Origin of the sequence: Synechococcus sp. KORDI-49 (assembly GCF_000737575.1) — a bacterium.
Lineage (GTDB): Bacteria > Cyanobacteriota > Cyanobacteriia > PCC-6307 > Cyanobiaceae > Parasynechococcus.
On the sequence record NZ_CP006270.1, the window covers coordinates 2327195 to 2349361 of the forward strand.

Below are 22167 nucleotides of genomic sequence, written 5' to 3' on the forward strand. Positions count from 1 at the left end.
ACTCTTATTTTTATTATAAGCATTTCGTTTCAACGGCACCACTCGCATCGGCTTTGCGTGATGCCTCAAGATTGGAGCCTGTTGGAATTGTGCTCGACAGGCTTGTTGTCGTGCAAAGCAAGCTTTGTCAAAAAGCTTGCTTTGCTTCGCATCGGCTCAGCGGCGATCCAGGAGCAGTCGTCGAATCACGCGTTGGGCGATGTCGCCGTACCCCATTTCGCCGGAGAGGATCTGGGCGATCCGTCTCGGCGCTGTAGGCCGTTTGATGCCCAGTTGGTACCCAACACCCGGGAACCGGTAGAAGACCTGGGCAATCCTCCGGCCCCAGGCCATGGATTCTCCCCAGCGCACGCGCATCGCCTGGCTGTAGCCCTTCAGGTTCTGTTGTTCCCCCTTCAGCCATCCATCCAAGTGACGGGCCGCTTCGCATCCGCTCATCAGGGCTGGGCGCAGGCCTTCGGCCAGGAAGGGATCGCACAGCGAAGCCGCATCTCCCACGACCACCACGCCATCACCATCGAGGCAGTGGTGCCCGTTCCACACCCGAAGCTGCCCTCTCTGACGGATGCCGGCATCCTGTTCGAATCCCAGATCGGGCAGCAGTCGGCTCAGCACGGCATCGGGGTCGGCATCCTGCCTTCCCACAAAGCTGCCGACACCGATGTTCACCCCGCCTGCCAGAGGGAAGGCCCAGGCAAATCCCTGCTTCACGAGACCGAATTCAAAACGGGTCGTGCCGTTCTGCAGCGTTCCCTGGCCTTCCAACCTCACCGACATGGTGCTCGCTGTCTGCACCTGACGGGCTCCGAGACCCAGTTGCTGCGGCCATGGCGATCCTGATCCGTCGGCGATCACCAGAGCCCGGCTGCGCCAGCTGCGCCCGTCGTCTGCTTTCACCTCCCAGGTGTCCTCCGCTTTCCTCACTTCACTGACGTTCACCGTCAGAGACCGTTCTCCACCGGATCGGATGGCCTGCTCCGCCAGCAGCTCATCCAGCCGTTCCCGCCGCACGATCCAGAAGGGTGCCTCTCCGGGAAGCTCGGCGACGACAGGGTCCTCCAGGCACCAGCTGAAATCGACCCGTCGGATGACCTGTTCCACGGCAGGTTCCAGGGAGAAAGGGAACCATTGCTGAACAGCAGCAGCCATGCCGCCGCCGCAGGGCTTGATGCGCCGATGCGCATCTTTCTCAAGAGTGAGGACATCGTGCCCGGCTGCGGCCAGATGGGCTGCAGCGGCTCCACCGGCTGCACCGGACCCGATGATCAGGACATCACGGATCCGCCTGTCGGATCGGCTCACACCTTGAGGATGTCGGCTTCCTTCTCCGCCAGGTGCTTTTCCAGCTCGGCGATGAACTTGTCCAGGGTTTTCTGAACGCTCTCCTGCTCATCACGGCTCTGGTCTTCCGAGAAGTCGCCTTCCTTCTCCTGCTTCTTGATCTTGTCGATCGCGTCGCGTCGCAGGTTGCGCAGTGCCACCTTGCCTTCCTCGGCGTATTTGGAGGCCAGCTTGCAGAATTCCTTGCGACGCTCCTCCGTCAACGGCGGCACGTTGATGCGAATGATCTTGCCGTCGTTGTTGGGAGTGAACCCCAGTTCACTCATGGCGATCGCCTTCTCGATCGACGCAAGGGCACTGAGGTCGAACGGCTGGATCTGAATGGTCTGGGAGTCTGGTGTGGACAGGGTTGCCAGGGACTTCAGCGGCGTCTCGGCGCCGTAGTACTCAACACTCACCCGGTCCAGCAGCGAGGAGTTGGCACGCCCTGTGCGGATGGTGTTGAAGTTGCGCTGGGTGGCTTCCACCGACTTGCGCATGCTGGCTTCGAGGTCCTTGGTCGACATGTCTGGAGGCTTGGGTTCTGACGGATTCAGGCAGGATTGCCGATGCGGGATCCGATCGGCTCACCGGCGACAGCTCTGCCGATGTTGCCAGGTTCGAAGAGGTTGAACACAACGATCGGAATGTTGTTGTCCTTGCACAAGGCGATGGCGGTGCTGTCCATCACGGCAAGTTCCCCGCTGAGCACCTGTTGGAAGGTGAGGTGCTCGTGCTTGACCGCATCGGCGTGCTTGGCCGGATCTTTGTCGTAGACCCCGTCCACCTTGGTGGCCTTGAACACCACGTCGGCGTTGATCTCGGCGGCCCGGAGGGCTGCCGTCGTATCGGTGGTGAAAAAGGGGTTTCCGCAGCCGGCGCCGAACACCACCACCCGGCCTTTCTCCAGATGTCGCATCGCTTTGCGGCGGATGTAAGGCTCGGCGACTTCCTGCATGGCGATTGCCGTCTGCACCCGGGTGGGCACACCAGCCCGCTCCAGTCCGTCCTGCAGCGTGATGGCGTTCATCACCGTGGCCAGCATGCCCACGTAGTCGGCCGTGGCGCGCTCCATGCCGGCTGCCGAACCCTTGAGGCCACGGAAGATGTTCCCTCCTCCGACGACGATCGCCAGCTCGGTTCCTCCGGCCACCACCTGCGCCACATCGGAGGCGATCGATTGAACGATGGCGGGGTCAATGCCGTATCCCTGAGATCCCATCAGGGCTTCGCCGCTGAGTTTCAGCAGGACGCGTGCGTAGGCCATCAACGGTCCGGATCCCGCTGACAGTAGCAAGTACTGGCCAAACGCTCCGTCCGTCGCTTGGATGGATGAACCGAGAGCAGGTGATGGCCGAAACCGAAGCCAGCCACAGCGGAGTGATGGCCCGCCTCACCCTGTCGGCTCTGGAGCGTGCCAGTCGGGATCCCTCCTGCTGGCGGGATCCGATCGTTCACCGTGCCCTGCTTGTGAGCGGTCTTTCCGTGCTCACCGAAGCCACACGGCGCCTGAACGAGGATCTTGACTCCGCCGCCTGAGCGGATCAGTACTCGATGCCGGCCTGTGCCTTCACGCCCTGTTCCCGGAACGGGTGATGCACAAGCGTCATTTCGGTGACCAGATCGGCCCGTTCGATCAGTTCCTCGGGGGCTCCGCGGCCCGTCAGCGCCACATGGGTGAGTTCGGGACGTTCGTCCAGTCCCTCCAGGACGGTCTGAACGCTGATGTAGCCGAGTTTCAGAGCCACGTTGATCTCGTCGAGCACCACAAGCTTGATGGCGGCATCGCGCAGGTAACCCAGAGCCGTTTGCCAGGCCTCCCCCACCAGTTGCTGGTCCCGTTCGCGGTTCTGGGTCTCCCAGGTGAAGCCCTCCCCAAGGGCATGCCAGCAGACCTGATCGCCGAAGGTCCGCAACGCGCGGGCTTCCCCGGGTTCCCAGCCACCTTTGATGAACTGCACCACCGCCACGCGCTCGCCGTGGCCGAGAGTCCGCAGCACCAGCCCAAGGGCTGCACTGGTCTTGCCCTTGCCATGGCCGGTGAACACCAGCACCAGCCCCTTTTCCCTGTTGCGTTCCTCCACGCGCTGGCGCTGCACCTGCTGGCGCTGCTCCATGCGTTTGCGATACCCGGCGTCATCGGTTTCCGGAGCCAAGTGGCCTCCCATGCCCAGTTCGGAGGCTTTGCTGTCCAGGTCGGAGTGGGTCATCAGGTTTCAGGTGGAGGGCCGCTGGGCCGTGATCCGTTGCAGGGCGTTCCCTGCCAGAAGCTCCTGCTTCACATCGGTGAAGCCGAGTTGCCGCAGCTGGCAAGGCAGGTCGTCCTCCAGCATGGCGGTGGCGGTGTCGGTTTCGAACAGAGCGCAGAACAGCTGTTGCGGCAACCGCAGCCACAGCCCTGCCGGATGCAGATCCACCAGCACCAACCAGCCGCCGGGCTCCAGAAGCTGCAGGCTGCGGCTCAGCACCCGTTCCCGATCGGGCCTGGGGAATTCGTGCAAAGCCACGCTCAGTTGAAGCGCTGCGAACTGGCCGTCCGGCAGAGGAGGATCCTCCGCCAGGCCTTCCACCCGCGTCATCGCCGGGTGGCGTTCGGCCGCAAGGTCCAGTGCACGGGGGGAGATGTCGAGCCCGGTCACCGCAAATCCAGCCGCCAGCCAGGGGGCGGCCGCTTCGCCGCTGCCGCAGCAGAGATCCAGCACGGCAGCGCCGGTTGGAAGCCGATCCCGAAGCACGTCCAGCCCCAGGCTTCGCAGGCGTTCCACGCCTCCCACGCTCAGCGACGACACGGCTGTGACCGTGTCGTAGATCCAACGGTGGCGGTAGGCCAGGGGCCGCAGAAAAGAGCTCATCAGATGATCAAGCGTGTTGCCGGGCCAGGGCCGCATCCACCGCCTGCTGCTGGTCGCGGCGGGTGATCCAGTGGTGATAGGTGCGGGTGTGAATGGCCACCGAGTGGCCCATCATCCTGGCGGCGACGGTGTCCGGCAGGCCGATGTGGATCGTGCGCACCGCCCAGGCATGCCGCAGGTCGTAGGGGGTGATCGGCAGTTGATAACGGCGGAACTGTTCGCTCACACGGCGGCCCACCTGCTGGAGCGTTGTGCGCCGCAGATCCGTGCAGATCGCGGGCAGTGCGTCAGAGGTGTCACCCAGCTGTCGCAGCCCGAAGCGTTCCACCCAGTCCGGCTGAAAGGGCCATACCTGGTGTTCGCCGGTCTTTGTGGTGGGCAGCACCCGGATCACCTGATCGCCCCCCTCTGCCAGCGGGCTGAGGTCAGAGAAGAACACTTCATGGTTCCGCAGGCCGTAGGTGGCCATCAGTCCGTAGGCCAGCCGCCAGCGTGGGTTTGGGATGCGCAGGACCCCCTCGAGGATCTGAGCGTCCGTGGGTAAGCGCCGGAACCGGGCCTGATGCAGGCCATACCCGGCAGCCTCCTGGCGCCAGTCCTGGGGCAGATCGATCATCAGATGGGCTGCCAGGGCGGCCAGTGCCGTGGCGCATTGCTGTCGACTGCGGGTGCCATCCCCGTAGCTGGAGAGGGTTTCCGTGAGTCGCTGAGCCGTGATGCCTCCGTCACCACAGAGGGGCAGCAGCCTTCTCAGATAGGGGCGATAGGCGCTGGTCCAGGTGGTTCGGCTTCCCGCCGGAGAACGGCGGCGTCGCGGATCGGCGAAGAAGGCCCGTTCGAAGTCCTCGATGGCGTCGCCGGCTGGGCGACGCGAGCTGCCCTCCACTGAACTGGAGCGCCAGTCATCCCATCGGAACTGCCCCCGATCCAGTTGTCGCTGAACGATCAGCAGGGTCTGCTCGGCCTCCACCAGTCCCTGACGGTCCGCGCTGAGCCCGAGGCTGATGCGCTGGATTCTGCTGTCATCCGGATCGTGACGATCCGGTAAGGGACCTCTCAGATTCAGACGTTGTCCCCGTTGCTCCAGTCGCAGGCGCGTCCCCTGATGCGCCAGGCGCTGATTGAGCTCCTCCAGCGCGCAGCGCAGATCCATGGCAGGGGCGTCGGCGACCCACCATGACGTTCACGCGGGCTACTCTCAACCCCCATAGTTCCTCTATTGACCGAATGTCCCGCGTCGGCGTCGTCCTGCTGAACCTCGGGGGCCCGGAGCGGATTCAGGATGTCGGTCCCTTTCTCTACAACCTGTTCGCTGACCCGGAGATCATCCGGCTACCAAGCCCTGCGCTGCAGAAGCCACTGGCTTGGTTGATCAGCACCCTGCGCAGCGGCAAATCCCAGGAGGCTTACCGCTCCATCGGCGGAGGCTCTCCGCTGCGTCGGATCACCGAGCAGCAGGCCCGCGAACTGCAGAGTCTTCTGCGTCAGCGCGGCATCGATGCCACGAGTTATGTGGCCATGCGCTATTGGCATCCCTTCACCGAGTCGGCGGTGGCCGACATCAAGGCGGACGGGATGGATCAGGTGGTGGTGCTGCCCCTGTATCCCCACTTCTCGATCAGCACCAGCGGGTCGAGTTTCCGGGAACTGCAGCGGCTGCGACAGGACGACAACGCGTTCAGGAAGCTGCCGATCCGTTGCATCCGCAGCTGGTTCGATCATCCCGGCTATGTGCAGGCGATGGCCGAGCTGATCGCCGAGGAGGTTCGCAACAGTGACGACCCCCAGCAGGCCCACGTCTTCTTCAGTGCCCACGGGGTTCCGAAGAGTTACGTCGAAGAGGCCGGCGACCCGTACCAGCAGGAGATCGAGGCCTGCACGGCTCTGATCATGTCCAGGTTGGCGGAGCTCATGGGGCACCCCAATCCCCACACACTCGCCTACCAGAGCCGTGTGGGTCCTGTGGAGTGGCTCAAGCCCTACACCGAGGAGGCGCTGGAGGAGCTCGGCGAAGCCAAGGTGAATGACCTGGTGGTCGTTCCCATCAGCTTTGTCAGCGAGCACATCGAAACGCTTGAGGAGATTGATATTGAGTACCGGGAACTGGCCACGGAAGCCGGTGTGGTCAATTTCCGGAGGGTGAGGGCTCTCGACACCTATCCCCCCTTCATCGAGGGCCTGGCGGATCTGGTCACCACCAGCCTCGACGGACCGGAGGTCAGTCTTGATGCCGCTGCTGAGCTGCCCACCAAGGTGAAGCTTTATCCCCAGGAGAAGTGGGAGTGGGGTTGGAACAACAGTTCCGAAGTCTGGAACGGTCGCCTGGCGATGCTGGGCTTCTCGGCCTTTCTGCTGGAGCTGATCAGCGGTCATGGCCCCCTGCATGCCCTCGGCCTGCTGTAGGGCCCTGATTCACCCGTCGGCCCTTAATCTGGAGGGTCAACCGCGCCGGTGACTCCGTGACCCTCACGTCCGCCTCCACGGCTGTTGACGGAACCGCATCCAACGCTCTGGCCCGTCGGACCACCGGGGCGGAAGCGTTGATGGATGCCCTGCGCCGGCACGGGGTCGACACGATCTTCGGCTATCCGGGCGGAGCCATCCTCCCCATTTACGACGCTCTGCACATCGCCGAGAGCGAGGGATGGGTCAGGCACATCCTGGTGCGCCATGAGCAGGCGGGAACCCATGCGGCCGATGCCTACGCACGGGCCACCGGAAAGGTTGGTGTCTGTTTCGGTACCTCAGGCCCCGGTGCGACCAACCTCGTCACCGGTATCGCCACGGCCCAGATGGATTCCGTGCCGATGGTGGTGATCACCGGTCAGGTGCCCCGCCCTGCCATCGGCACGGATGCCTTTCAGGAAACCGATATCTTCGGGATCACGCTCCCGATCGTGAAGCATTCCTGGGTGGTGCGTGATCCTGCCGACCTTGGCGCGATCGTCGCCCAGGCTTTTCTGATCGCTGCCAGCGGCCGTCCAGGCCCGGTGCTGATCGATGTGCCCAAGGATGTGGGCCAGGAGCACTTCGACTACGTGCCGGTCGAACCCGGGTCCGTCGTGCCGCCAGGCTTTCGCCAGCCCCTGCCACCGGAGGATGACGCCATCCATGCCGCTCTCGGTCTGATCCGGGATGCTCAGCGCCCTTTGCTCTACGTCGGCGGCGGGGCGATCTCGGCGGCGGCTCACGACAGCCTCAAGGTGCTGGCGGATCGGTTCCAGCTGCCGGTCACCACCACGCTGATGGGTAAGGGAGCCTTCGATGAGAACGACCCCCTTTCCGTCGGCATGCTCGGCATGCACGGCACGGCCTACGCCAACTTCGCCGTCACCGAATGCGACCTGCTGATCGCGGTCGGAGCCCGTTTCGATGACCGGGTCACCGGCAAGCTCGACACCTTCGCGCCCCGGGCCCGGGTGGTGCACTTCGAGATCGATCCTGCGGAAGTCGGCAAGAACCGGCAGGCCGAGGTGGCGGTGCTCGGAGATCTGGGCCTGAGCCTGGCGCGTCTGGTGGAACTGAGCCTTCAGCATCCCGCCGAGCCCCGCACCACCGCATGGCTCGCCCGCATCGCCTCCTGGAAGGAGCGCTATCCCCTCACCATCCCTCCGGCAGAGGGTGAGATCTATCCGCAGGAGGTGCTGCTGAAGGTGCGTGACCTGGCTCCACAGGCCATCGTCACCACCGACGTGGGTCAGCACCAGATGTGGGCGGCTCAATACCTCCGCAACGGACCGCGGGGCTGGATCAGCAGTGCCGGTCTCGGCACCATGGGATTCGGCATGCCGGCGGCGATGGGAGCCCAGGTGGCCTGTCCCGACCAGCAGGTGATCTGCATCGCCGGCGATGCCAGCATCCTGATGAATATTCAGGAGCTGGGAACCCTCGCGGCCTACGGCCTGCCGGTGAAGGTGGTGATCGTGAACAACCACTGGCAGGGGATGGTGCGCCAGTGGCAGGAGAGTTTCTACGGGGAGCGGTATTCGGCATCGGACATGCTCAACGGCATGCCTGACTTCATCGCCCTCGCGCGTTCCTTCGGGGTTGATGGCGTGAAGATCACCAGTCGTGATCAGCTGCATGGTGAGCTTCAGCAGGCTCTGAACACACCCGCACCGATGCTGATCGATGTGCATGTGCGGCGAGGAGAGAACTGTTATCCGATGGTTCCCCCCGGCAAGAGCAACGCTCAGATGGTCGGGCTGCCCGCCCATCCGGAACTGGCCATGGACACAACCCGGAACTGCCCTGCCTGCGGAGCCACCACAGCCCACGAGCACCTGTTCTGTCCCCAGTGCGGGGCTTCGCTGTGATCCGTCCTGTCCTGATCATCCTTGTTCTGTTGGGGATCGCCGTTTCCCCGGCGTCGGCTGCTGAAGTCCTGCAGGTCCGCACGCCGTCCCTGCTTCAGGTCGGCGATCGCAACCGCACCTACACGGTGGAACTGCCTTGTCTCACGGTTCCGGAAGGGGGCGACGCTGCCGCGGTGTCCTGGTTGCGGGAGCGGCTGCCCCGGCGTCGCAGGGTCAATCTGCGTCCGGTGGGATCACGGGACGGACAGCTGCTGGCTCGGGTGACGCCGATCGGGGAAACCGTGGACCTCAGCACCGGGCTGGTGAATGCCGGTCTTGCCCAGTCGAGTTGTCCAGGGGATCCAGCCTGAGATGGCCGACAATCGCGTTGCCCGGGGCATTGTTCTGGTCCCCTGTCTGCTGCTGGGCGGTGCCTTCCTGGCAACGGCTGTTTGGGGGCAGGGGGTGGCTGCGGAGAACCGCCCCCTGGCCGCTGCTCTCGGGCTGGGGCTGTTGCTGGCGGGTGTGCTGGCCCAGTGGCGTGTCTCTGAAGCACCGCAGACACCCCCGGACGCGGCCGACGACTCTCCTTAGCGTGACGATGCTGCGACTGAGCGAACTGCGTCTGCCGCTGGAGCATGGTTCGAATGATCTGCAGGAGGCGGTGCTGCGCCGTCTGCGGATTCCACCGGATCAGCTGCTGGAGCAGAGGCTGGTCAAGCGCAGCATCGATGCCCGGCGTCGGGATCGCATCCAGGTGATCTACAGCGTGGATGTCGCGGTCCGCAGTGAAGCGGCGGTGCTGCGACGTCACAGAGGCAACCCGCGCATCCGCACCGCGCCTGACACCCGATACCGCATGGTGGCAAAGGCCCCGCCGGCCTTTCCGGTCAGTCCCGAGCAGCGACCGGTGGTCGTGGGAGCGGGCCCCTGCGGTTATTTCGCAGCCTTGCTGCTGGCGCAGATGGGATTCCGGCCGCTCCTGCTCGAGCGGGGACAACCGGTCAAGCAGCGCACCCTTCAGACCTTCGGCTTCTGGCGTGGGCGGCTGGCGTTCGATCCGGAATCCAATGCCCAGTTCGGCGAGGGGGGTGCCGGCACCTTCTCCGACGGCAAGCTCTACAGCCAGGTGAGCGACCCGGAGCATTACGGCCGCAAGGTGCTGGAGGAACTGGTGGCCAGCGGCGCCAGCGATGAGATCCTCACGCTGCACCGGCCGCACATCGGCACCTTCAAACTGGCCACGGTGGTGCGGGGACTGCGGGCAAGGATCGAGGCCCTCGGGGGTGAAGTGCGCTTCGCCAGCCGTGTCGATCAGTTGCTGCTGGAGTCCGGTGACACGGAGAAACCTCAGCAGCTGGCTGGGATCCGTCTGGCGGACGGACGCCGGATTGCCTGCCGGCACCTGGTGCTGGCACCCGGCCATTCAGCCCGGGACTGTTTCGCGATGCTGGATGGTGTTGGTGTGCAACTGGAGCGGAAGCCCTTCTCGGTGGGCCTGCGCATCGAGCACCCTCAACCGCTGATCGATCAAGCCCGCTGGGGGGAGATGGCGGGTCACCCCAAGCTCGGGGCCGCCGAATACAAACTGGTGCATCACGCCGGCAACGGCCGTTGCGTCTACAGCTTCTGCATGTGCCCCGGCGGTTTCGTGGTGGGCGCCACCTCCGAGGCCGGCCGTGTGGTGACCAATGGCATGAGTCAGCATTCGCGAAACGAGCGCAATGCCAACAGCGGTCTCGTGGTGAATCTGGAGCCTGAAGACCTCGAGCCGTATTCCCGCAAACCCGACGACCCCCTTGCCGGGGTGGCTCTGCAGAGAGATCTCGAGGAACGGGCCTTCCGCCTCGGAGGAGGCAGTTATGCCGCTCCAGCCCAGCGTCTGGAGGATTTCCTGGCGAGGCGGGCCTCCGGCAGCCTCGGGAGCATCACCGCGTCGTATCAACCCGGCGTCACACCCTCGGATCTCAGCACCGTTCTGCCGGAGCCGATCATCGAGGCCCTCAGGGAAGCTCTGCCGGCATTTGCGAAGCGTCTGCCGGGCTATGACCACCCCGATGCGGTGCTCACCGGCGTGGAGACCCGCACCTCCTCCCCAGTGCGCATTCCGCGCGACGAGCGGCTGGAGTCGCTCAACACCCGCGGGCTGGTTCCTGCTGGAGAGGGGGCTGGATATGCGGGCGGCATCCTCTCGGCAGGCATTGACGGCATCCGCGCTGCCGAGGCCGTGGCCCGTCAGCTGGTGGGGGAGGCGTCTCCCGATGCGGCCTGAGCGACGATGCCGCTCCACTGCACCGCCTTCACCTGATCGCGACGCCAGGAATGGAACAGCTCGGGTTCCCCGACGGTGCAGAGCGGGCAGAGGGCGATCCGCTCGGTCGTGATCCCTTCGTTCAGAAGCTGAAGCCGGGCGGCCCGTCGGATGTCCAGACGGTGACGTCCGGCCTCGGCGTCCTCCTGAAGTGCGCCGTCCCGCTGCAGAACCTCCTGATCGGAGCTTGGGTCTCCGGGCTCTGCTGACAGGGCGAGTCCGACGGCATCCACCACCTCCTGCCCCACCTGATAACGGGCGCCGCTCACGGCGGGACCCAGCGCCACCAACAGATCACGTCGTTGGGCCCCGCGCTGTTCCAGCCGCAGGATCGCCTCCGGCAGAATCCGCGCGGCCACGCCCCGCCAGCCGGCATGACAGGCGGCGGCATGACCAGTGGTGGGGTCGGCGATCAGCGCCGGGGTGCAGTCGGCACCGCAGACCCAGAGACTCTGGCCGCCACGGTCACTCACCAGTCCATCCGCATCCGGCCAGGGGGCCTGGATGGCATCACTCGCGTCCAGGACGATTCCGCTGTGAATCTGCTGCGGCCGGTGGACACTCACGCCGGCACTGAGATAACCAGCCAGTTCATCCGGTCCGCGGCCCTGCCAGCGGCGGGTGAAGAATCCGTGTTCGAACCCCTGATCCGACAGCAGATCCGACTGCAGGTAGTACCCGCCGTAGCAACCGACCCAGGTCCAGGACGGGAGGGTGTTGAATTCGCTGTCGGGGCGCGCGAAGGGATCGCGTTCTGACATGTCAGCGCGGTCTAGCTGATGGTGATGTCCCGCATCATCCAGAAGCCGGCGAACGATTGCTCCTCCGGACTGCTCTGGATAGCGATGAACTGCAGCCCGTGCATGTGTTCGCTGGATTCGCGAAGGGCCGTCTCGATCGCATCGGCGGCTCCGGATTCCAGGTCGCTGACCAGCCAGCGATCGTCCTGACCGGCCTCCAGCAGCAGCTGCCGCTCCTCCACGAGCAGTCGCACCGGTTCGAGTCCTCCCAGCCATCCCGCCATCGCAAGAGCGCGGCTGCGGCTGAACAAGCGCAACCCCGGCACCGGTGCCTCGGAGGAGAGGTCCGGCGGCAGTGGAATCAGGCCGCTGAACCCCATGGGCCATTCGCCTGCCTCCTGCAGCAGCCCGCCAGGGAGTGCCGCCCAGGTCCATGCGTCCCCCTGCACTTCCTCCGGAAGGGGGACCGGTGGGGTCGGAACCGGGGCGGGGGGTGGAGCCAGCGGTCCGGCCATGAATCCCTCGAGGCTGGGGTAAACCTCCCGCTGCCGCTGCTGCAGCCAGTCCAGCAGCGCATAGGTGCGTCGACTCGGGATCACCTCAAGGCTGAGTTCGGCGGCGGCCCGCTGCACCATCGTGCGCATGGAGCTGCGCCAGCAGCGCAGACGCTGAGGAGCGCTCCAGCCGGCGTCCTCGGCGGCAGCACCCGCTTCCCGCAGGGCCTGGGTGAGCCAGAGCGAATTCACCTCACCGGAGGGGCAGCACTTGATGAACCGGAACGGAGCGATCGGGTCCGACAGGGTCGGTGTGGAGGTGATCAACAGCTCCCAGCGCTTGCGTCCGTCAGGCTCCAGGATCGGCCTGGAATAGAAGTCCAGCTCCCAGTCGGCAGACGTCATCCAGCGTCCTGTTCCTGTTTCTTCAGCATGTTCTGGGCGCGGGAGGCGCGATCGGCCGCTTCCGCCATCACTTTGTCCTTCTCCACAAGCAGTTCACCTGGAGGCCCTTCCAGCAGGGCGGTGTTCAGACCGATGCGTCCGCGGCCGGGGTCCAGTTCCGTGATCATCGCCTTCACGCGATCGCCCTGGTCAAAGACCTCCCGGATCGAGCGCAGGCTGCCGTTGGTGATCATCGATTGGTGCAGCAGGCCACTGATGCCCCCCAGGTCGATGAACAGACCGTACGGCTTCACCGCGGCCACCTGACCTTCCACCAGCTGGCCCACCTCCAGTTCGGAGAAGCGGGCCGCAACGGCAGCGCGCTTCTCCGAGAGCACCAGTTTGCGGGTCTCGGAGTTCACCTCAAGGAATGCCACGCCGAGGGTCTTGCCGACCAGCTCCTGATGGTTTTCCCCGTCCTGAAGCTGCGAGCGGGGGATGAATCCGCGCAGACCCTCGAGATCGCAGGTGACACCTCCGCGGTTGAACCCGTTGACGATCACCTGGACGACCTTGCCCTGCTTCTCCATCTCCTTGACGCGTTCCCAGCTTTTGCGCAGAGCCAGGGCCCGGCAGCTGATGGTGACCATGCCGTCGGCGTTCTGTTCCCGGGTGACGAGCACCTCCACCTCGAGCCCCTTGGGAAAGCGTTCCCGGAAGTTGGTGATCACCCCGAGCCCGGCTTCGCTCTTGGGCATGAAACCGGGGGCCTTGCCGCCGATGTCGACGTAGACACCGTCGCTCTCCAGCCCGATCACCTTTCCGGTGATCACTTCGCCGGTCGTGCCCACCGGTGCGTTCTCGTCGAGAGCAGCGAGGAAGGCTTCCTCATCGAAGTCGAAGTCATCAACGCTGCGCGGGATATTGCGTTCCTCCTGCGGCTTCTTGCGCTCCTGATCGGGGGCTCCCAGCAGGTCGGCCATGGTCATGCCTTCCATGTCGCCCAGATCGAAGCGATCCTCATCCGCCTCGCCTGGGATCGCTCGGCTCTGCTCCGGTCTCCGCGGATCCTGATCCCGCGGAGGCGGACTGGCCAGACCGGCGGCCTCCTCCAGCTTCCGTGCCTTCTCTGCGGCCGCTTCCGCGGCGGCCCGTGCTTCCGCGGCTTCCCTCTGGAGCTGCTCCTGCCGCCGGTTGATCTGCATCACCTGCGGTGGCTTGCGATTGGGGTCTGCGGCCGGCTTCGGTGCACTCGGTCTGTTGGGCTGCGGACTGCCGGCTTCGGCCATGGACCCGAAGGTTCGTCAAACAACCATTCTGACAGCCAATCTGGGATTGAACTGCGTCTCCGGATGACGATGCCGCCTCGGGACTGCCGATTCGATCACCTCAGCTGGCCGGCCGCGACTGCAGCCATGCAGCAACCGGGAGCCACCGTGGTCTGGCCCTTTGGTGCCTGTGAACAGCACGGACCGCAGCTGCCGCTGGCCACCGATGCCCTGTTCGCCGAGCGGATTCTCGATGCGGTGCTGCTGGGTCTGGATCCTCTGCTTCCCATCTGGCGGTTGCCGGTCCAGGCGATCGGATTCTCCCCGGAGCATGCGTCGTTCCCCGGCACCTTGAGCCTGCCGGCGGACCTGCTGATCGCGCTTGTGGATCGGGTGGGTGAACAGCTGGCGGACCAGGGCGTGAGGCGTCTGGTTCTGTTCAACGCCCACGGCGGCCAGATCGCGCTGCTTCAGGTGGCAGCCCGTCAGCTGCGGGTCCGCTGTCCCCAGATGGCGGTGCTGCCCTGTTTCCTCTGGAGCGGTGTCGACGGGTTGTCTGGATTGATTTCCGAGGCTGAACTGGAGCAGGGTCTTCACGCTGCCGAGGCCGAGACCAGCCTGATGCTCCGGCTGGCGCCGGAGTTGGTGGGGCCTGAGCGTCCCTTGGATGGTCTGCCGCCAGCCGCCCCGGGGGACTGGAGCCTGGAAGGGGCAGCTCCGTGTGCATGGTTGGCCCGTGATCTCAGTGCCAGCGGCGTCATTGGCGACAGCCGATTGGCCTCTGTGGAGTTGGGTGTCCGCCTCGAGGAACGCCTCGTTGAGCACTGGCTGAGGCAGTTCAAGGCCCTGCTGGCAAGCGATTGGCCGCCTCTGAACGCCGCTTCAACCGGGGTGTCCGGGTCGTGAACTGAGAACGGCGTGGTCTCCAGAACCGGGGGCACTGGTTATTGTCTGTTCTACCGAATCTGGTCTGAAGCGTCCTATGACGACCCTCAATGCACCTGAGGCATCTGTGATGGAGGGTCAGGATGCACTGCCGGACTTCACCACAGAGGCCTACAAGGACGCGTACAGCCGGATCAACGCGATCGTGATCGAGGGAGAGCAGGAAGCTCACGACAACTACATTTCGCTTGGCACCCTGATCCCCGATCAGGCTGAGGAGCTGGCCCGCCTGGCCCGCATGGAGATGAAGCACATGAAGGGCTTCACATCCTGTGGACGCAACCTGGGTGTGCAGGCAGACATGGCGTTCGCCCGCAAGTTCTTCGAACCCCTGCACGGCAACTTCCAGAGTGCTCTGAAGGAGGGCAAGGTTGTCACCTGCCTGCTGATCCAGGCCCTGCTGATCGAAGCTTTTGCGATCTCCGCTTACCACATCTATATCCCCGTGGCGGATCCCTTCGCCCGCAAGATCACCGAAGGTGTGGTGAAGGATGAGTACACCCACCTCAACTACGGCCAGGAATGGCTGAAAGCCAATTTTGAGGCCAGCAAAGAGGAATTGTTCGAAGCCAACAAGGCCAATCTGCCGCTGATCCGCTCGATGCTGGAGGACGTGGCAGCCGATGCCGCGGTTCTGCACATGGAAAAAGAGGATCTGATCGAGGACTTCCTGATCGCCTACAACGAAGCCCTCAGTGAGATCGGTTTCAGCTCAAGGGATATTGCCCGTATGGCCGCTGCAGCTCTCGCGCTCTGAATCCCTTACCGGCGTCCTTCTCCGGTTTCTCCACAGGCACCTTCCCCCAGATTGGGTGCGCCGTGGGAGCATGGACGGTCGGGATAGCTCAACTCTGAACATTTAGGGCGCTGCATGTTTGGTCTGATCGGACACTCAACGAGTTTTGACGCTGCGCGTCGCAAAGCGATGGAACTCGGCTTCGATCACATCGCGGAGGGGGATCTCGACGTCTGGTGCAGCGCCCCGCCTCAACTGGTGGAGCATGTTCAGGTCACCAGTCCTGTCGGCACCACCATCGAGGGTGCCTACATCGACTCCTGCTTCGTGCCCGAGATGCTCAGCCGTTTCAAGACGGCACGTCGCAAGGTGCTCAACGCGATGGAGCTGGCTCAGAAGAAGGACATCGCCATCACTGCTCTCGGCGGGTTCACGTCCATCATTTTCGAGAACTTCAACCTGCTGCAGAACCAGACGGTTCGCAGCACAACCCTCGACTGGCGTCGGTTCACCACAGGAAACACGCACACCGCCTGGGTGATTTGCCGTCAGGTGGAGAACAACGCCCCTTCGCTCGGGATCGACCTGAGCACAGCCAAGGTCGCGGTGGTGGGAGCCACCGGCGACATCGGTAGTGCCGTCTGCCGCTGGCTGTCCGCAAGAACGGGAGTCGGCGAGCTGCTGCTGGTGGCCCGGCAGCAGCAACCGCTCATGGATCTCCAAAAGGAGCTCGGCGGCGGTCGCATCCTCACGCTGGAGGAGGCTCTGCCGGAAGCCGATGTGGTCGTCTGGGTGGCGAGCATGCCGCGCACGCTCCAGATCGATCAGGACAGCCTGCGCAGCCCCTGTCTGATGATTGATGGGGGGTATCCCAAGAATCTGGATGCGAAGGTCGCCGGCGGAGGCATCCACGTCCTCAAGGGAGGCATCGTCGAGTTCTGTCGTGACATCGGCTGGACGATGATGGAAATCGCCGAAATGGAGAAACCACAGCGACAGATGTTCGCCTGTTTCGCAGAGGCGATGCTGCTTGAGTTCGAGCGCTGCCACACCAACTTCAGCTGGGGACGCAACAACATCACCCTGGAGAAGATGGATTTCATCGGAGCAGCGTCTGTCCGTCACGGCTTTTCCACCCTCAATCTCCAGTCCAGGCTTCAGGCCGCCGCCGCCTGACGTCGCCGCCCACTCACTTTCCTGACCATGCCGCGCCGACCCCTGCTTGAGTTCGAGAAGCCCCTGGTGGAGCTGGAGCAGCAGATCGAGCAGATCCGTCAGCTGGCCCGTGATTCGGAGGTCGATGTCAGTCAGCAGCTGCATCAGCTGGAGACGCTCGCTGCGAAACGCCGGCAGGAGATCTTCCAATCGCTGTCGCCTTCTCAGAAGATTCAGGTGGCCAGGCACCCGCACCGGCCCAGCACCCTGGACTTCATCCAGATGTTCTGTGACGACTGGGTCGAACTTCACGGTGACCGTCGCGGCAATGACGATCAGGCCCTTGTGGGTGGCCTGGGTCGACTCGGCGATCGGCCCGTCGTTCTGATCGGCCACCAGAAGGGTCGAGACACCAAGGAAAATGTCGCCCGCAACTTCGGGATGGCCACCCCGGGGGGGTACCGCAAGGCTCTGCGCCTGATGGATCATGCCGACCGGTTCCGTCTGCCGGTGATCACCTTCATCGACACTCCTGGCGCCTACGCGGGCCTGCAGGCCGAGGAACAGGGGCAAGGCGAGGCGATTGCTGTGAATCTGCGTGAGATGTTCCGACTGCGGGTCCCCGTGATCGCCACCGTCATCGGCGAAGGCGGCTCCGGTGGTGCGCTGGGGATCGGCGTGGCCGACCGCTTGCTCATGTTCGAGCACAGCGTCTACACCGTTGCCAGCCCCGAAGCCTGTGCCTCGATCCTCTGGCGGGATGCCGCCAAGGCGCCTGAAGCTGCGGAGGCGCTGCGGATCACAGGCCCTGATCTACTGAAGCTGGGGCTGGTGGATGAGGTGCTTCCCGAGCCTGCCGGTGGCAACAACTGGGCGCCTCTGGAGGCAGGCCAGACGCTTCGATCAGCCATCGATCGCCATCTGGATGAGCTGCTGACCCTTTCCGAGACCGATCTGAGGGCGCACAGATACAGCAAATTTCGAGCAATGGGGCAATTTTTTGAAGGAACGTCACACGAATCGCGTTTTGCCGCTTAAGGTGTGTCGGTTTGCTAACCCGACTTGCCTACGGCCCTGATCACTGGAGCAAGTCGTGGAATCGGCCGTCGAGCAGCTGAGCTTCTCGCCCACAAGGGTTGGGATCTCATGCTCACTGCTCGCAGCGGCGATCAGCTTGAAGATCTGCGCACGGCTCTCAGCCCATCAGGCTGTTCCGTGGCGGCTGAAGCGGTCGACCTGACCGATCCAGCTGCCATCGCACCTGCGATGAGCAATCTTCTGAGCCAGGGCGATGCACCATCGGTGCTGGTGAACAATGCCGGGGCTGCCTACACGGGTGACCTCCTGGCCATGACTCTCGAGCGCTGGCAGTGGCTGCTGCAGCTCAATCTCACCAGTGTCGTGCAGGTCTGCGCAGCCGTGGTTCCGGCCATGCGCGCGCAGGGAGGACTGGTGATCAACGTCAGCAGCCATGCCGCGCACAACGCCTTTCCCCAATGGGGGGCCTACTCGGTCACCAAGGCTGCGCTGGTGCGTTTCACCCGCTGTCTGGCGGAGGAGGAACGCTGTCATGGCGTTCGCGCCTGCACCCTCACCCTCGGTGCGGTGAATTCATCCCTGTGGGATGCGGAAACCGTACAAAGCGATTTCGATCGTCGTGCCATGCTCAGCATCGATCAGGCGGCCCAAGCCCTGCTGCATCTGGCCGAGCAACCGACCAACCAGGTCATCGAAGACCTCACCCTGATGCCGGCCATCGGCGCCTTCTGAAGACCCCATGACTTCCACCGTCCCTTTCGTCTCCAACGGCGCTGCCCAGAACGGCAACGGCAATGGCAACGGACTTGCCAGATCCACGACCAACGGCATCAGCAACATCCTCAAGCCGGCTGTTTCAGCCTGCATTCGTGAACGTCTCCAGGAGCGAGGTGTCTCGTTCCTGGCCAATGACAACATCGCAGCCCACCTCGAGCCCGGTGAGCTGGCTGAACTCCAGATTGAAGTGGCAGACAAGGTTCGCGATCTGCTGCGCAGCCTGGTGATCGACATCGACAACGATCACAACACCCATGAGACGGCTGAGCGTGTCGCGAAGATGTACCTCCATGAGGTGTTCAAGGGCCGCTATCACGAGCAGCCGAAGGTCGCCAGCTTCCCGAATGTGAAGCAGCTCGATGAGATCTACACCGTGGGCCCGATCACGGTGCGATCCGCCTGTTCCCACCACTTGGTTCCGATCATGGGCAACTGCTGGATCGGCATCAAGCCCGGTGCCAGGGTGATCGGCCTGTCCAAGTTCACCAGGGTGGCCGACTGGGTCTTTTCCCGCCCTCACATCCAGGAAGAGGCCGTGATGATCCTGGCCGATGAAATCGAGAAGCTGTGTGAGCCCCAGGGCTTGGGCATCATCATCAAGGCTCAGCACTACTGCATGAAGTGGCGCGGTGTGAAGGAGCCTCAGACCAGCATGGTGAACTCTGTGGTCCGCGGTGACTTCCGCCACGATCCCAGCCTGAAGCAGGAATTCTTCGAGCTCGTGCGTCAGCAGGAAGCTCTGCTGAGCACCTGATCACCGGGCGCATGGCCACCACGGCCATCACGTTCCCGTTCATGTCGTCTGAGCCAAGCCGGTAGCTGCGGGAATCCACTTCCCCCACCAGTTGCCAGTTCGTCTGGCCCGGCAGCTGGCGGAACCAGTCAGATCGAACCGTCGCAGTCCTTCGAGGGTCTGCTCCACCATCCCCTCCGCGATCGTGTCTGAGGTGATCCGCTGCTCAGCACTTTGATCTGCTGCTGCGGAGTCATCGTGAGACCCGGCACGCACTGCTGCGTGGCTCCAAGCCTGCAACCCACCAGAACCCCCTGACCCTGTCCGGAGCTCTGGGTGAGAAGGGTCGCTGCCAGCGATGCGCCCAGCATGAAGACAGGAGACAAGCGGGCCATGGTGAAACTGTGCGTTTTTGATGACTAACGGCGTTGCTCCCGCACGACCTTCACAAGGGCTTCGACCCGGCTGAGATCCTTGCGGCCAGGGGCTGTTTCCAGTCGGCTCGAGGCATCGAGACCATGCGGATGAACCCGGTTCAGCAGCTCGGGCACCCACTCGGCACTGATGCCGCCGGCCAGCCACCAGGGCAACGGCAGCTCGGTATCCGCCAGCCAGTCCAGGGGCAACCGATGACCGGTGCCTCCCAGCTGACCCGGACTCCAGGCATCGAGCAGCAGGGCATCGACATGGTCGAGGTACGGGTTCAGCTTCTGCAGATCAGCGGAAGACCGCAGCCGCAGTGCCTTCCACCACTGCACCTGCGGGTAACGCTGTTTCAGAGACTGGCAGCGTTCCGGGGATTCCTCTCCGTGGAGCTGCACCACGCTGGGGGCTCCTTCACCGGCCAGGGCCTCGGCAAGGCTGGCATCATCCGGCTCGGCCACCACCCAGACGCGCTGCACACCGGCTGCCTCGCGGGCCAGGGCCTCGAACAGATGGCGTCGAGCCGTGGCCTCAACGAAGCGGGGTGTTTCAGCGACGCCGATCACGCCGATCGCGTCCACCCCCATGGCAGCGATGGCCAGGGCCTGGTCTGTCTCCGTGAGCCCGCAGATCTTGAGGGCCGGTTGTGGCGTCTGCTGCTCAGGCAAAAGTCGTGCTGTTCACTCTCCTTAGGATCGGGGACATCCGTCGCCGCGGCGACACCCTGGGAAGGCCGTTTTGGGAGAGGGCTGGCAACTTCTGAAAATCCGCGGGATTCCCCTGTTCATTCAGCCCAGCTGGCTGGTGTCCGTGGTGCTCTTCACCATGATCTTCCAGTCGCGTTTCGCTGCCACAGTCACGCCTGCCGTGGCAGCAGGCACCAGCTGGGGGCTTGGTCTGCTCACGGCTCTTCTGCTGTTTCTCTCCGTTCTGCTGCATGAGCTCGGCCATGCCCTGATGGCGCTGCGGGAGGGGGTGAAGGTCCGCAGCATCACGCTTTTCCACCTCGGCGGCATCGCTCGGATCGAACGTGATTGCGACACGGCGATGGGAAGTCTGCGCATCGCTGCCGCCGGCCCGCTGGTGAGCCTGATCCTGGCCCTGGGGCTGTTGCTCTCCGCACCGTCCCTGGATGGAGGCCGTCCGCTGCTGGCGATGGTGCTGACCCAGCTGGGCGCTCTCAATCTGATGCTGGGCCTGTTCAATCTTCTGCCCGGCCTGCCGCTGGACGGCGGTCAGATCCTCAAGGCTCTCGTCTGGAAGTTCAGCGGTAGCCAGAAACGCGGAATGCAGGTGGCCTCCGCTTCCGGGCGAGCGCTCTCGACGCTGCTGATCGTGATGGGCGTGCTGCTGCTCGTGCGCGGTGGCGGTTTTTCAGGTGTGTTTCTGATGCTGATCGGCTGGTTCGGTCTCGGTGCCAACCGGGGCCAGGCCCAGATGCTGGTGCTTCAGAAAGTGCTTCAGGATCTCAAGGTGTCGGATGCAGCCGGCCGTCGTTTTCGGGTGCTGGAGTCGGATCAGAGCCTGCGCCAGCTCAGCAGCATGCGTCTGCGGGAGTCCGAAGGCGGCCGCGGGGATGACTGGGTGCTGATCTGCCGCGGCGGTCGCTGGATCGGATGGGTGGATGATCAGCCGCTGCGGGATCTGCCGGTGCAGCAGTGGGACCGTCAGCGCCTGGAGGATCATCTGCGCCCTCTGGAGGAACTGCCTTCCATCCACGATCGCGAGCCGCTCTGGAAAGCGATCGAGGCCCTGGAGCAAACCAGTCAGGGGCGTCTTCTGGTGTTCGGTCCCGCTGGTCTTCCCTCCGGCACGATCGACCGCATGGATGTGGGCGAAGCGGTGCTTCAGAAGCTGGGGGTGCGGCTGCCGCCACCGATCCTGGAGGAGGCCCGCAAGCAGAACGGTTACCCCATGGGCCTGGCGATGCTGCCTCAGGTGGTGGAGTCGATGCAGGCTGCCGAGACGGACACCCGCCGCTCCAGCTCCTGACGTTCCACCGTCGTGAGTGGTTGCTCGCTCCAGCCCAGCTCCGGCCACTGCCTTTGCAGTGCCAGGAACAGATGCTGCTCCAGTCCTTGCCGTGGGATGGCCGCCGCCGCCGGAGCCGGAGTGGTCTCCCGGAACACCGCACGCCACAGGTCCGCCGGAGGGTCGAGCAGGATCTCGCCGTGCTGCAGCAGACGGCCCCTCTGCCACCGCTGGGCACTGCCGATGCGCTTGATGCCGCGGCCATCCACCAGATCGGCCACGGTGGAGCGCGCGAAGCAGTTCGCGTCCTCCCCCGTGGCCGCTTCGTCACCGAAGCGCAGCTCATCCCCCAGCGACCGGAAGCCTTCGATCAGCCAGTGGCAGGCCTCCCGATAGGCCTGACGGCGCTGGCGGGGAGCTCCGGGCCAGATCAAGGCATAGGTGAGTCCTCCGGCATGCAGCACCGCCTGGCCTCCACTGGGGCGCCTCACGATCGAGAGATGACCTTCCGCGGCCAGGTCACGCCAGTGGTCAGGCCATTGCCGCTGGTGGCGGCCCAGGGAGAGCCATGCCCCTGACCAGCGATAGAACCGCAGCACCGGTCTCGGATCCGTCTGCTCCAGAAGCATCTGATCGAGGGCCATCTGCCAGGGACCATCGGCGCACAGCATCGGCAGCAGGCGCCCCCGTGGAGCATCGCTCGTCATGCTGGTGATCATGTTCTC

25 protein-coding genes are annotated in these 22167 nt (G+C 64.3%); 13 read left to right on the forward strand and 12 right to left on the reverse strand.

Annotation, left to right across the window (positions count from 1 at the left end; genetic code table 11):
- Positions 1-156: 156 nt before the first annotated feature.
- From KR49_RS11710 to pyrH, 3 genes are read right to left on the reverse strand one after another with little or no spacing between them, the layout of a single operon-like run.
- Positions 157-1302: an NAD(P)/FAD-dependent oxidoreductase gene (locus KR49_RS11710; protein ID WP_084188041.1), complete on the reverse strand. Its 1146-nt coding sequence runs from the start codon at positions 1300-1302 to the stop codon at positions 157-159.
- Positions 1299-1847 carry a ribosome recycling factor gene (gene frr, locus KR49_RS11715; RefSeq protein ID WP_043695668.1) on the reverse strand — a complete coding sequence of 183 codons (549 nt, stop codon included), beginning with the start codon at positions 1845-1847 and terminating at the stop codon, positions 1299-1301. The genes KR49_RS11710 and frr overlap by 4 nt, the downstream gene beginning before the upstream one ends.
- Positions 1848-1873: 26 nt before the next feature.
- A complete protein-coding gene (pyrH, locus tag KR49_RS11720; RefSeq protein ID WP_043695670.1) occupies positions 1874-2587 on the reverse strand; it encodes a UMP kinase in 714 nt (237 codons plus the stop codon).
- An 83-nt stretch (positions 2588-2670) separates the two neighbouring features.
- Here pyrH and KR49_RS11725 point away from each other — a divergent pair, with 83 nt between their 5' ends.
- The gene (locus KR49_RS11725; RefSeq protein WP_043695673.1) at positions 2671-2859 is read left to right on the forward strand and encodes a hypothetical protein; all 189 of its coding nucleotides are present in this window, start codon (positions 2671-2673) and stop codon (positions 2857-2859) included.
- Positions 2860-2864: 5 nt separating this feature from the next.
- On the opposite strand, the gene cobO is transcribed toward KR49_RS11725, so the two are convergent.
- The 3 genes from cobO to KR49_RS11740 are packed head-to-tail and all read right to left on the reverse strand — an operon-like array spanning position 2865 to position 5325.
- Positions 2865-3530 (reverse strand): cob(I)yrinic acid a,c-diamide adenosyltransferase, encoded by a 666-nt coding sequence (gene cobO, locus KR49_RS11730; RefSeq protein WP_043695676.1) that lies wholly within the window; start codon positions 3528-3530, stop codon positions 2865-2867.
- Between the two features lie 6 nt (positions 3531-3536).
- Positions 3537-4172, reverse strand: a complete 636-nt coding sequence (locus KR49_RS11735) for a class I SAM-dependent methyltransferase (protein ID WP_043697465.1) — start codon at positions 4170-4172, stop codon at positions 3537-3539.
- Positions 4173-4179: 7 nt separating this feature from the next.
- Complete coding sequence (locus tag KR49_RS11740; protein WP_043695679.1) at positions 4180-5325, reverse strand: site-specific integrase; 1146 nt, start codon at positions 5323-5325, stop codon at positions 4180-4182.
- Between the two features lie 74 nt (positions 5326-5399).
- Here KR49_RS11740 and hemH point away from each other — a divergent pair, with 74 nt between their 5' ends.
- Genes hemH through KR49_RS11765 form a run of 5 tightly spaced genes read left to right on the forward strand, consistent with a single transcriptional unit; the run spans position 5400 to position 10739 of the window.
- Positions 5400-6575, forward strand: coding sequence for a ferrochelatase (gene hemH, locus KR49_RS11745; RefSeq protein WP_043695682.1), 1176 nt, complete (start codon positions 5400-5402; stop codon positions 6573-6575).
- Positions 6576-6631: 56 nt separating this feature from the next.
- Positions 6632-8488: a biosynthetic-type acetolactate synthase large subunit gene (gene ilvB, locus KR49_RS11750; protein ID WP_043695688.1), complete on the forward strand. Its 1857-nt coding sequence runs from the start codon at positions 6632-6634 to the stop codon at positions 8486-8488.
- Between the two features lie 29 nt (positions 8489-8517).
- A complete protein-coding gene (locus KR49_RS11755; RefSeq protein ID WP_253912763.1) occupies positions 8518-8838 on the forward strand; it encodes a nuclease in 321 nt (106 codons plus the stop codon).
- A gap of 1 nt (position 8839) precedes the next feature.
- On the forward strand, positions 8840-9061 hold the full coding sequence (locus tag KR49_RS11760) for a GIVxVP protein (protein ID WP_043695691.1): 222 nt from the start codon (positions 8840-8842) through the stop codon (positions 9059-9061).
- 7 nt (positions 9062-9068) lie between these two features.
- The gene (locus KR49_RS11765) at positions 9069-10739 is read left to right on the forward strand and encodes an NAD(P)/FAD-dependent oxidoreductase (protein WP_043697471.1); all 1671 of its coding nucleotides are present in this window, start codon (positions 9069-9071) and stop codon (positions 10737-10739) included.
- On the opposite strand, the gene pgeF is transcribed toward KR49_RS11765, so the two are convergent.
- Genes pgeF through KR49_RS11780 form a run of 3 tightly spaced genes read right to left on the reverse strand, consistent with a single transcriptional unit; the run spans position 10703 to position 13685 of the window.
- Positions 10703-11539, reverse strand: a complete 837-nt coding sequence (gene pgeF, locus KR49_RS11770) for a peptidoglycan editing factor PgeF (RefSeq protein WP_043695694.1) — start codon at positions 11537-11539, stop codon at positions 10703-10705. The two genes, KR49_RS11765 and pgeF, sit on opposite strands and share 37 nt — an antisense overlap.
- Positions 11540-11550: 11 nt before the next feature.
- Complete coding sequence (locus KR49_RS11775) at positions 11551-12417, reverse strand: Tab2 family RNA-binding protein (protein WP_043695700.1); 867 nt, start codon at positions 12415-12417, stop codon at positions 11551-11553.
- The gene (locus KR49_RS11780) at positions 12414-13685 is read right to left on the reverse strand and encodes a S1 RNA-binding domain-containing protein (RefSeq protein WP_043695703.1); all 1272 of its coding nucleotides are present in this window, start codon (positions 13683-13685) and stop codon (positions 12414-12416) included. The genes KR49_RS11775 and KR49_RS11780 overlap by 4 nt, the downstream gene beginning before the upstream one ends.
- A gap of 69 nt (positions 13686-13754) precedes the next feature.
- Here KR49_RS11780 and KR49_RS11785 point away from each other — a divergent pair, with 69 nt between their 5' ends.
- From KR49_RS11785 to folE, 6 genes are all read left to right on the forward strand, one after another.
- The gene (locus tag KR49_RS11785) at positions 13755-14570 is read left to right on the forward strand and encodes a creatininase family protein (RefSeq protein WP_043697474.1); all 816 of its coding nucleotides are present in this window, start codon (positions 13755-13757) and stop codon (positions 14568-14570) included.
- Between the two features lie 76 nt (positions 14571-14646).
- Entirely contained in the window at positions 14647-15366 is a 720-nt protein-coding gene (locus KR49_RS11790; protein WP_043695718.1) for an aldehyde oxygenase (deformylating), read from the forward strand.
- Positions 15367-15480: 114 nt separating this feature from the next.
- Complete coding sequence (locus KR49_RS11795) at positions 15481-16521, forward strand: long-chain acyl-[acyl-carrier-protein] reductase (protein WP_043695736.1); 1041 nt, start codon at positions 15481-15483, stop codon at positions 16519-16521.
- Between the two features lie 27 nt (positions 16522-16548).
- Positions 16549-17538, forward strand: a complete 990-nt coding sequence (locus KR49_RS11800) for an acetyl-CoA carboxylase carboxyltransferase subunit alpha (protein WP_043695741.1) — start codon at positions 16549-16551, stop codon at positions 17536-17538.
- Positions 17539-17562: 24 nt separating this feature from the next.
- The gene (locus KR49_RS11805) at positions 17563-18270 is read left to right on the forward strand and encodes an SDR family oxidoreductase (RefSeq protein WP_043695745.1); all 708 of its coding nucleotides are present in this window, start codon (positions 17563-17565) and stop codon (positions 18268-18270) included.
- Between the two features lie 7 nt (positions 18271-18277).
- On the forward strand, positions 18278-19069 hold the full coding sequence (gene folE, locus KR49_RS11810) for a GTP cyclohydrolase I (protein WP_043695751.1): 792 nt from the start codon (positions 18278-18280) through the stop codon (positions 19067-19069).
- 128 nt (positions 19070-19197) lie between these two features.
- On the opposite strand, the gene KR49_RS11815 is transcribed toward folE, so the two are convergent.
- Both KR49_RS11815 and KR49_RS11820 read right to left on the reverse strand, forming a co-directional pair.
- Positions 19198-19419, reverse strand: a complete 222-nt coding sequence (locus tag KR49_RS11815) for a hypothetical protein (RefSeq protein WP_156957189.1) — start codon at positions 19417-19419, stop codon at positions 19198-19200.
- A 48-nt stretch (positions 19420-19467) separates the two neighbouring features.
- A complete protein-coding gene (locus KR49_RS11820) occupies positions 19468-20139 on the reverse strand; it encodes a phosphoribosylanthranilate isomerase (protein WP_043695754.1) in 672 nt (223 codons plus the stop codon).
- 70 nt (positions 20140-20209) lie between these two features.
- Here KR49_RS11820 and KR49_RS11825 point away from each other — a divergent pair, with 70 nt between their 5' ends.
- Positions 20210-21463: a site-2 protease family protein gene (locus KR49_RS11825; protein ID WP_043695758.1), complete on the forward strand. Its 1254-nt coding sequence runs from the start codon at positions 20210-20212 to the stop codon at positions 21461-21463.
- Here KR49_RS11825 and KR49_RS11830 read toward each other — a convergent pair.
- On the reverse strand, positions 21406-22161 hold the full coding sequence (locus KR49_RS11830) for a lipoate--protein ligase family protein (protein WP_156957190.1): 756 nt from the start codon (positions 22159-22161) through the stop codon (positions 21406-21408). The two genes, KR49_RS11825 and KR49_RS11830, sit on opposite strands and share 58 nt — an antisense overlap.
- Positions 22162-22167: the final 6 nt, after the last annotated feature.